Here is a 4,244-nt window from a genome sequence, read left to right on the forward strand (position 1 = left end):
GCCTCCGCCTCCGCCTCCGCCTCCGCCTCCGCCTTCGCCTCCGCCTCCGCCTTCGCCTTCGACAAGCTCAGGCATCGGCTACTACAGACATGTCCCCGTGGGCTGAGCCTGTCGAAGCCCAGGCAGCCAGGACGGACACGTCCCCGTGGGCTGAGCCTGTCGAAGCCCAGGCAGCCAGGACGGACATGTTCCCGTGGGCTGAGCCTGTCGAAGCCCACACCATCCCATCATCGAACCATGCCTTCGCCTCCGCCTCCGCCTTCGACAAGCTCAGGCATCGGCTCAGGCATCGGCTACTACAGACAGGTCCCCGTGGGCTGCGCCTGTCGAAGCCCAGGCAGCCAGGACGGACACGTTCCCGTGGGCTGAGCCTGTCGAAGTCCACATCATCAAACCATCCCCGAACGTCGATTCCACTGCAACAGCCCTCGTTTCTACACAAGCACTTGTAAAACAGTCATTTGTATTGGATAAATTATACCAATCAAATAAAAATTGTCGAATTACCCTGCATTTTTACGAATCATCCACGAAATTGCCGGAGCGTCTGCGTAAATCGCAGCGAAGCCAATGGATCAAAAAATATACCCATTTTCCATCAAACCATCCGCCAATCGAATCCCTATACCACCATGCTTACCTTCCTTATTTTTTTTCTGCTCCTTTTTGCGGCCCAACTGGCCTACCTGCAACTGGCCCGGCGATACGGGATCGTAGACAATCCCAATGCCCGTTCCTCGCATTCCCAGCAAACCATCCGGGGAGGAGGGCTGGTATTTGTACTGGCGGTGATCCTTTCCTGGATTGCAGGCTATCTTTCCATGTGGGTTAGCCTGGCCGTCGTGCTGGTTGGTGCGGTCAGTCTGGCCGACGATATGCGCGGGCTTCCCCAGTGGCCCCGCCTGGCAGCACACCTGATAGCTAGCCTGGCACTGGTCCTGGAGTGGCAGCAACAGGCCTCCTTTTCACTCGGGTGGATTCCCCTGATCTTGTTTTTGGTGATCGGATGGATCAACCTGTTCAACTTTATGGACGGTATCAATGGCATTACCGTAGCCTACGCCCTGGTTGCCTTGGGAACCTTTTATTGGGTACCCGATTTGCGGGACGACCGGGATTGGATCCTGTTAGTCGGGCTTTCCTGCCTGGTTTTTGCCTGGTTTAATTTCCGTAAAAAGGCCCGCGTCTTTGCCGGAGACGTGGGTTCGGTCAGCATGGCCCTGATTCTGGGTTACCTGATGGTAAAAATCATCCTGCTGACAGGCAATCCCTGGTACCTGTTTTTTTTCAGTTTGTACGGGGTGGATGCCGTCCTTACCCTGTTGATTCGGTTGCGCCGGAAAGAAAACCTGTTCCAACCCCACCGCAGCCACCTGTATCAGTTTCTGGCCAACGAAAAAAAACTGCCCCACCGACTCGTTTCCCTGAGCTATGCAGGTTTGCAGTTGGGGATCAATTGGCTCTGGATGGAGGGCATTGGCCTGGATACCTTCTCCTGGCTGCCGGGCTTGGTATTCACCGCCGGATTAGTGGGCGTTTACCTGCTGGTACGCTTTTGGGCAACCCCAACGGAGCCCCTGCAACAGGCCTCAAAACGCTGAGCTTCGGGTTGTGATTCAACCGGTGACCGTCGGGGCGTTCAACTACCTCCGGCGGAACCTGTCCAAAGAAACCGAGCTTGCCAAGACGGACACGCCTCCGTGGGCTGAGCTTGTCGAAGTCCACGCTTACGAACACGCCTCCCGTGGGCTGGGCTTGCCGAAGTCCACGCTTACGAACACGTCTCCCGTGGGCTGAGCTTGTCGAAGTCCACGCTTACGAACACATCCCCGTGGGCTGAGCTTGCCGAAGTCCACGCTTACGAACATATCCCCGTGGGCTGAGCTTGTCGAAGTCCACGCTTACGAACATATCCCCGTGGGCTGAGCCTGTCGAAGCCCACATGATCAAACGGTTATCGAATTTTTTTTTATTTTTTTTTGCTAGCGGGATTCCCGACACCTGGGATCTTTTTTGCGTTTACTACTTCAAAAACGTACCTGCCATCAGGAAAAATGTACTTAAATTTTTTGGCCGTAAAACCCGTCGTTTCGGGCTTCCAAGGCCGATTTAATTCGCTTTGCTATTCTTGGCAAATCGGTTAGTTTTGTATACAACAGCAAAAAATAGTGACGCAGCAAGTCGAGTAGATGGCAAAGGAAAATCAAATCACTCCCCTTTCTTCCCCGCATTTCTCAGGAAACGAAATTGGATTTATCCAGGCGGCGATCGCTGCGGGAGAAATTGCGACCAATGGGCGGTTCATCCGGCAGTTTGAACAGGAGTTGGAGCGGCAATTCGATTCCCCTCACGTCATCGCGCTCAATTCCGGCACCTCCGCCATTCACCTGGCGCTCCATTTATTAGGGGTAGGTTCCGGAGACGAGGTCATTTGCCAGTCCTTTACCTTTGTAGCCTCCTGCAATCCCATCCGCTACCTGGGAGGGGTTCCGGTATTTGTGGACAGCGAAGAAAAAACCTGGAACATGTGTCCGGACAGGCTGGAAGAAACCATTCGCAAACGACTCGCTCAGGGAAAAAAACCCAAGGTCATCCTGGCCGTGAACTTATTCGGCATGCCGGCTAACTGGTCCCGAATCGGTCACATCGCTAAAAAATACGACATCCCCGTTCTGGAAGATGCCGCCGAATCCCTGGGGTCCACCATAGACGGCCAATTTGCCGGAACTTTTGGAGACCTCGGCGTTTTCTCCTTTAACGGCAATAAAATAATTACGACCGGCTCGGGGGGAGCCCTGTTGACCAAAAACCGGTTTTTGGAAAAAAAATCCCGCTACCTGGCAACTCAGGCCAAACTGAATGTGGCCCATTACGAACACAACGAACTCGGGTACAATTACAAAATGACCAACCTGGCAGCAGGGATCGGTCTTGCCCAACTGCAGGTAATTGCGGATCGCATCCGCAAACGAAGACAGATTTTTACCGAGTACAGACGCTTGCTGCAGGGCATTCCCGGGCTGCAGTTTTTGGAGGAACCCCCGGGCTACTTTTCCAACCGCTGGCTGACTACCCTGCTGATCCAACCGGAGCAAGCCGGATTTGATGCGGTGGAATTGCGCAATTCCCTGCTGCTGGAAGGCATAGAATCCCGCTTTTTATGGAAACCGATGCACCTGCAGCCCCTGTACCGGGACGCAGGCTATCTGGGAGGAGGCGTGGCCGAAAATTTGTTCCGGACCGGCCTCTGTTTGCCAAGCAGCAGCTTGCTGGGAACGCCCGAATTGGAACGAATCGTGGAGGTGGTTGCCCGGCTGCATGCCGGCACGCTGTATACTACCGGTAAGACGGTTTGATGCGCGGTTGTATGAAAAAGCGCCTTACAGATATCGGCTTTTCACTTGCCTTGTTGGTGTTGACAGCGCCGGTCTTCCTGGCAATCGTCGTGCTACAGTGTCTCGCATACCGGGGCAAGGTGTTTTTCTTGCAGGCGCGTGCAGGAAAGCACGGAAAAATCTTTACCCTGATAAAATTTCGTACCATGACGGAAGAGCTGGACACGGATGGCCAACTCCTGCCCGATCACCTGCGCGTCCCTAGGCTGGGTGCTTGGCTTCGAGCGTCTTCCCTGGACGAATTGCCACAGTTGCTAAATGTGCTGAAAGGAGAGATGAGTTTGGTCGGCCCCCGGCCCTTGTTGCCGGAATACCTTCCGCTGTACAGTCCCGAGCAGCGTAGGCGGCACGAGGTGTTGCCCGGAATCACGGGTTGGGCACAGGTAAACGGCAGAAATACCGTGGATTGGGGGAAGAAATTTGAATACGACCTGTGGTACGTAGACAACCACAGCCTGCGGCTGGACCTGGCCATTTTGCTAAAGACCGTCAAACCAGTCGTTTCCCGTCAGCAGATCTACCCGGAAGGCCGCACCTCCGTAGAAAAATTTCGCGGCATGCCCTCCTAGATTCCCCTTCGCCTTACCCCTTACCTTCACATTTGCACGGGCTGCCTTTTTAGGCTGATCCTTTTTCAGTCCGACAAGCACAGGCGGTCCTTACGAACACGCTCCGTGGGCTGAGCCTGTCGAAGCCCAGACCGTCAAGACGACTACGTTTCCGTGGGCTGAGCCTGTCGAAGCCCAAACCATCAAACCATGCCTTCGCCTCCGCCTTCGACAAGCTCAGGCATCGGCTCAGGCATCGGCTACTACAGATACGTCCCCGTGGGCTGAGCCTGTCGAAGCC

At 54.8% G+C, this 4,244-nt stretch carries 3 protein-coding genes; all 3 read left to right on the forward strand.

The window, feature by feature from the left end; translation table 11 throughout:
- Window positions 1–632 precede the first annotated feature (632 nt).
- Window positions 633–1,601: an MraY family glycosyltransferase gene (locus BMW71_RS15400; RefSeq protein WP_092176119.1), complete on the forward strand. Its 969-nt coding sequence runs from the start codon at window positions 633–635 to the stop codon at window positions 1,599–1,601.
- Between the two features lie 588 nt (window positions 1,602–2,189).
- On the forward strand, window positions 2,190–3,356 hold the full coding sequence (locus BMW71_RS15405; RefSeq protein ID WP_092175833.1) for a DegT/DnrJ/EryC1/StrS family aminotransferase: 1,167 nt from the start codon (window positions 2,190–2,192) through the stop codon (window positions 3,354–3,356).
- A gap of 11 nt (window positions 3,357–3,367) precedes the next feature.
- Window positions 3,368–3,964 carry a sugar transferase gene (locus BMW71_RS15410; RefSeq protein ID WP_317041154.1) on the forward strand — a complete coding sequence of 199 codons (597 nt, stop codon included), beginning with the start codon at window positions 3,368–3,370 and terminating at the stop codon, window positions 3,962–3,964.
- Window positions 3,965–4,244 lie beyond the last annotated feature (280 nt).

The organism is Cyclobacterium xiamenense, from assembly GCF_900109255.1.
Lineage (GTDB): Bacteria > Bacteroidota > Bacteroidia > Cytophagales > Cyclobacteriaceae > Cyclobacterium > Cyclobacterium xiamenense.